This is a genomic window from Erwinia sp. S38 (assembly GCF_016624545.1).
GTDB classification, from domain to species: domain Bacteria; phylum Pseudomonadota; class Gammaproteobacteria; order Enterobacterales; family Enterobacteriaceae; genus Erwinia; species Erwinia coffeiphila.
The window spans coordinates 1-5,411 of the sequence record NZ_JACVTS010000051.1 but is presented as its reverse complement, the minus strand read 5'-3'; the positions used below and the strand labels follow the sequence as shown (position 1 = coordinate 5,411).

At 48.6% G+C, this 5,411-nt stretch carries 4 protein-coding genes and 4 pseudogenes; 4 read left to right on the top strand and 4 right to left on the bottom strand.

From position 1 onward, the window contains the following. Positions 1-69: 69 nt before the first annotated feature. Together IBT46_RS26810 and IBT46_RS26805 are read right to left on the bottom strand one after the other, a co-directional pair. The gene (locus IBT46_RS26810; protein ID WP_200548104.1) at positions 70-312 is read right to left on the bottom strand and encodes a hypothetical protein; all 243 of its coding nucleotides are present in this window, start codon (positions 310-312) and stop codon (positions 70-72) included. A 256-nt stretch (positions 313-568) separates the two neighbouring features. Continuing rightward, a pseudogene (locus IBT46_RS26805) lies at positions 569-1,688 on the bottom strand (IS3 family transposase). 188 nt (positions 1,689-1,876) lie between these two features. Here IBT46_RS26805 and IBT46_RS26795 point away from each other — a divergent pair. The 3 genes and pseudogenes from IBT46_RS26795 (at position 1,877) to IBT46_RS26785 (ending at position 4,601) form a co-directional block, all read left to right on the top strand. After that, positions 1,877-2,845: pseudogene (locus tag IBT46_RS26795) on the top strand (IS110 family transposase). Positions 2,846-3,010: 165 nt separating this feature from the next. Then, positions 3,011-3,427, top strand: a complete 417-nt coding sequence (locus tag IBT46_RS26790) for a cell envelope integrity TolA C-terminal domain-containing protein (RefSeq protein ID WP_200548102.1) — start codon at positions 3,011-3,013, stop codon at positions 3,425-3,427. A 244-nt stretch (positions 3,428-3,671) separates the two neighbouring features. Then, positions 3,672-4,601 carry an Rpn family recombination-promoting nuclease/putative transposase gene (locus tag IBT46_RS26785; protein ID WP_200548101.1) on the top strand — a complete coding sequence of 310 codons (930 nt, stop codon included), beginning with the start codon at positions 3,672-3,674 and terminating at the stop codon, positions 4,599-4,601. Here the strand turns inward: IBT46_RS26785 and IBT46_RS27505 are convergent. Further along, positions 4,598-4,924, bottom strand: a pseudogene (locus IBT46_RS27505) (hypothetical protein); the annotation flags it as partial. The gene IBT46_RS26785 and the pseudogene IBT46_RS27505 overlap by 4 nt on opposite strands. A gap of 16 nt (positions 4,925-4,940) precedes the next feature. Between IBT46_RS27505 and IBT46_RS26780 the strand changes: the two are divergent. Then, a pseudogene (locus tag IBT46_RS26780) lies at positions 4,941-5,320 on the top strand (DDE-type integrase/transposase/recombinase); the annotation flags it as partial. Between the two features lie 21 nt (positions 5,321-5,341). Here IBT46_RS26780 and IBT46_RS27815 read toward each other — a convergent pair. Next, the coding region (locus IBT46_RS27815; protein WP_370569562.1) for an IS1 family transposase at positions 5,342-5,411 on the bottom strand (70 nt) is incomplete at its 5' end.

Below are 5,411 nucleotides of genomic sequence, written 5' to 3'. Positions count from 1 at the left end.
GGCCGACATGGTCTCGCAAAAGTGTAGCGGTATTAGGATCAGCTATTTAGCATTAGCCGTATCCATCTTTTAATCAATATTGTTGTGAATGATGACTCTGATACGCTCGTTTAGCTCGATGATTTCAGTCTCAGACAACTTGTTCGAATCAATCCAGTTTTTTATCTCTTCCATGATCGGTTTCTGGGCCTCAATTCTTTCGAGGCTAAGAAATGGCAGATGCTTAACCCTAAATCTGTACTTAGCAGCAATGTTTTGGCAAAAACTCTCCCTTTCAGAACGCTCGATTGGTTTAATACGTTCAAAGATCATGTTTATCTCGATTGTATAATGTGTGTACTATGATTGTAGTACTACCTCAACAGGTAAAAAGAAAATATATGTGTTTTTTAGTCCCGTAATCATCATTTAGTGAATTAAATGACCAGTAAAATTATTTATATTGACTTTTTCTTGAGGGGAGTGGTCATTCACTGAAAGTCCGAATGAGTTCAGCCGATTGGGTAAGGCTCCCAACTTTCTTGACCTGCTCCCCGTTGATTAATACACTGCGATGTTAGTCATGTATTCATAAGTCACATGAGGAACCGCCGAGATGACTGTGGCGCCGAGCCCGGTTGTAGAATACTTCAATGTAATCGAAGATATCCGCCCGGGCCAGATCCCAGGTTTTATAGATGCGTTTTCTGAACCGTTCTTTTTTCAGCGAACTGAAGAACGATTCGGCCACCGCATTATCCCAGCAGTTGCCGCGCCTGCTCATGCTGAGTGACAGGTTATTAGCCCGGAGGAAGCGCTGTCAGTAGTCACTGCCGTACTGGCTGCCCTGATCGCTATGTACGATAACCTCGCCGTCCGGTTTTCGACGCCACACGGCCATAATCAGAGCGTCCAGCGCGAGTTCGCGAGAGTGTGTTTGGGCTTCATCGACCAGCCAACCACGTTACGGGCGAAGAGATCGATAACCACTTCCAGATACAGCCAGCCCTGCCAGGTGCGGATATAAGTAATATCGGTGATCCAGACCTGATTAGCCCGGACAACGTTAAACTGCCGCTGCACACGATTAGGCGCAACCACTGAAGGTCAGCCAGCGATGCGACGCGGAGCTTTATAGCCGCGCACGGCTTTAATCCGGTTCAGTTGCATAATACGGCCCACCCGGTTTTTACCGCAGGTTTCCCCGATTTCGTTCAGGTCGCCATGAACCCGGCGGTAAACGTATACGCCTCCGCTCAGTGAACAGGAGTCACGGATTAGCGTCTGCAGACGCTGGTTATCTATATCCCGCGCGGAGACCGGGTTATACAGTCACGCATAAAACCCGGCCCGGGCAACGCACAACATCCGACACATCGTCATGACACCCCATACAGTGCGGTGCTCATTGATAAAGCGGTACTTCAGTCGGGCTCCCTTGCAAAGTACCGCGTGGCCTTTTTCAGTATGTCCCGTTCTTCCTCAGTGCGCTTCAGTTGGGCCCTGAGCTTCAGGATCTCGCTTTTCGCTTCCAGTAAATCACGGGCATGCTGCTCGCTTTTATCGGGTTTAATAGTCCGCAACCACTTATAGAGACTGTCTGCTGAAACGCCCAACCGGTCAGAAACTTCGGCGACGGAATAACCGCGTTCCGTTATCTGACGGACGGCTTCTTCCTTAAATTCAGGTGTAAATCGTGGTGTGTCCATACGCTCCTCCTTATATCTCGAAAGTGGATTACTATGAACAGGCTTAGATTTGGCAAGATCTGTGTAGTCCTATTCCTCCTGGGGTTATTGAAGCCCGTAGCATAGCGATTGCCGCACAGGCTGAGCTGTTCATCTGAAGCCTGAACAGTTGTCCGAACTTCAAATCGTATTTGCAAGGAAGGGGATAGATGAGCGTGTCAAATCAACGTTGTGCAGGCATAGATGTTTCAAAAGGTACTCTGGATATTGCAATCAGCAATAACGCCAGCCAGTTCACTGTACCAAATGGAAGTGACGGTTTTACTCAAGTTATCGGAGAATTAAAGCGAAATGAGACATGATTGATCCTCATGGAAGCGACAGGAGGGCTGGAGCCAAGTGTAGCTTGTCATCTTCAATCAGAAGGCTTTGACGTTGTCGTCATTAACCCCCGTCAGGCTCGAGATTTTGCCCGTGCAATGGGATATCTTGCGAAGACGGATCGTATCGATGCCAGAGTATTGCTTCAGATGTCTGAAGTGATTAACCAGCACCCGGAACGGGAAAAATACATCCGTCCCTTGCCTGATGCACACAGGCAGATTCTGACAGCGATGGTGGTCAGACGCAGACAACTAACAATCATGCTTACAGCCGAACGAAACCAATTAGATTCTTCGCATCCTCAGAGTTATGAAAGCATCAAATCAATTATTTCGGCACTGAAGGGTGAGCTGGCTCGCATTGAAGGTGAAATGGCGATTCACATCAAGGACCATTTCAGTGAGTTATCTGATCTACTGAGTGCAGTTAAAGGTGTTGGGGCTGCGACTGTTGCTGTATTGCTGGCTGAAGTTCCTGAGCTTGGTTCGCTCTCTCGACGTGAAATTAGCGCTCTAATTGGGATTGCTCCAGTAAACTGGGATTCCGGCACGATGCGCGGTCGCCGAACAGAATTCGGAGGACGAGCTTCCGTCCGTACAGCTCTCTATATGTCAGCTCTGGTTGGGAAGAGGCACAACCCGGTAATAAAGGAGTTCTATACACGCCTGGTTGCCGCAGGAAAGCCCAAAAAAGTTGCACTGACGGCCTGCATCAGAAAATTGCTGACCATCTTGAACGCAATACTGAAAAAGAGTGAAGGATGGGATCTGATGTATCACCAGCATGCTTCGTAGTCGCGATCGAAAGACAGTTGCTATGCTCAAACTATAGGGCAGGATCGTCTACCGGGGTGGGGTCAGTCCAGAAATGGATTCCAGAAAGAAAAAATTCAGTTTCACAGGTCTTATGGATAAAATGCCATTATTAAAAATGAATCTGGTTAAAAGGTACTGTAAATTATGAGCTGGTTGAATATCTTCAAAATTAAATTCACTTTGGTGGTGATTGTGGGATTGTTTTTAACGGGTTGCTCACCCTCACCACTTCATCCAACCGGATGCCACAAAACGTACGCAACCGGCAGTTGCAGTTCGGGTCGCTGGGACGATCAGGATGAATGGGGAGAAAAGGCTAGGGAAATCAGAGATGCATTAAATGCCAATCTTACCAGTCCAGAAAGGTGGAAAAGGAAAGAATGCAGGTTACACATTCATTTTGCAGAAGATGGTACAGTTATTAAAGCTTACACAACCAGTGGAAATAAAGAATACTGTGAAGCTTTACTGACAGCGGTTAGTAAAACTAAATTCAGTAAATTTATGAATCCTGTAATTTACCATGATTTCCGCCGGTTACATTTGAGTATGCAAGGTTAGTAAAAACCACTTTAAAGCCTGTATTTATTTAAAACGGCCCTTTATTTCGGGCCACTTTATTATATGTACAAACCATCATGCGCCTGCATGACGATGCAGTCAGCCCGGAGTTATCAGAATAAATGAGAGGGGACTGAACCACCCCGGTACACTCCCCTGGAAGAATGGCCATTCCGTTAACCGCCAATGTTAGCTCTTTCCGGGCTGTGATAACATCTTAGGACCATTTTTCAGAGCCAGGCTGATGAAGAAGAAAAGCAGCACACCCACTCCCCACGATGCCACATTCAGGCAGTTTCTGACGCAACCTGATATTGCACGTGATTTCATGGAAATTCACCTGCCTGCAGAGCTGCGTGCAGTCTGCGATCTCAGCACGCTAAAACTGGAATCCGGCTCGTTCGTTGAGGATGATCTCCGCCAGTATTTCAGCGACGTCCTCTACAGCCTGAAAACTACAGCCGGCGACGGATATATTCATGTTCTGGTTGAGCACCAGTCAACGCCAGACAAACACATGGCTTTCCGCCTGATACGCTATGCGGTAGCCGCCATGCAGCGCCACCTGGAGGCAGGGCATAAAAAACTGCCACTTGTGATACCGGTGCTGTTCTATAAGGGTAAGCGCAGCCCTTATCCGTACTCCACCCGATGGTTAGATGAGTTTGACGATCCGGCGCTGGCAGGCAAACTCTACAGCAGCGCTTTCCCGCTGGTAGACGTTACTGTCATTCCGGATGATGAAATTGCTGGCCATCGCAGTATGGCCGCCCTGACGTTATTGCAGAAACACATTCATCAGCGGGACCTGGCAGAACTGGTAGACCGGCTGGCACCCATTTTGCTGGCGGGATATCTGTCTTCATCACAGGTCATATCGCTGGTACACTATATATTACAGGCAGGCGAAACTGCGGACGCCGAAGCTTTTGTTCGCGAACTGGCACAGCGTGTGCCGCAACACGGAGACGCTCTAATGACCATCGCTCAACAACTTGAACAGAAAGGTATCGAGAAGGGCAGAGCTGAAGGTCTGCAGCTCGGTGAACAACGCGGTATTGAAAAAGGTAAGCTCGAAGTTGCCCGTACCATGCTGGAAAACGGCATCGACCACAATACCGTCATGAAAATGACAGGTCTGTCTGAAAACGACCTGTCACAGATCCGCCACTAATCCCCCTTTCCTGGCACTCCCTGTCTGACCATCAACGAATACCGGTAGGGCAGGGAGGTACCAGATTCAGGCTCTACCTGCCAGGCACAGCGATTAAATAGCTTCATCACTCCTGCTACGTTACCCGTCAGACGCACTGTCAGCGGATTTATCTGTCGGCCGCTGTCGTCAAAAGCGACATCGAGATAACCCCGTGAGAGATAAATTCCGTTTATGCCCGAACTGAATGCCACAACGTTGCGGCCGGAGCATTCCCGATCGCTCAGCAGACGCTAGTTCCACTGCATGTCTTCCGCGGTTTCCAGAGCATAGGTCAGCCAGAAAGAAGGAACCGCTGGCGACCGGGCGAACCGCGTGTTCGTGGCAGAACGGCCAGACCTGTTTTGGGTAGCTGATTTTACCTATATCAGCACCTGGCAGGGCTTTGCTTACGTGGTGCTCATCATTGATGTGTTCGCTGGCCGGATCGTAGATTGACGGGTCTCATCGTCGATGGAAACAGCGTTTGTGCTGGATGCTCTGGAGCAGGCTTTGGGGGCTCGTCGTCCATGCGGCACCATCCATCACTAAGATAAAGGTTCTCAGTATTGGCACTGGCGTACAAACAGCGGCTTAAGGATGCAGAGTTGCTGGCGTCAATAGGTACTACAGGCGACTCATACGACAATGCAATGGCGGAGAGCATAAGAGGGTTTTACAAAGCAGAGGTGATACATCGTGGATTGGGTAATGACTCCAATTTATTGGTAATGATTTATCGTCAGACAGTGCCCGATAACTTTGTCATGCAGTTCCACTGATTTTGAGAAC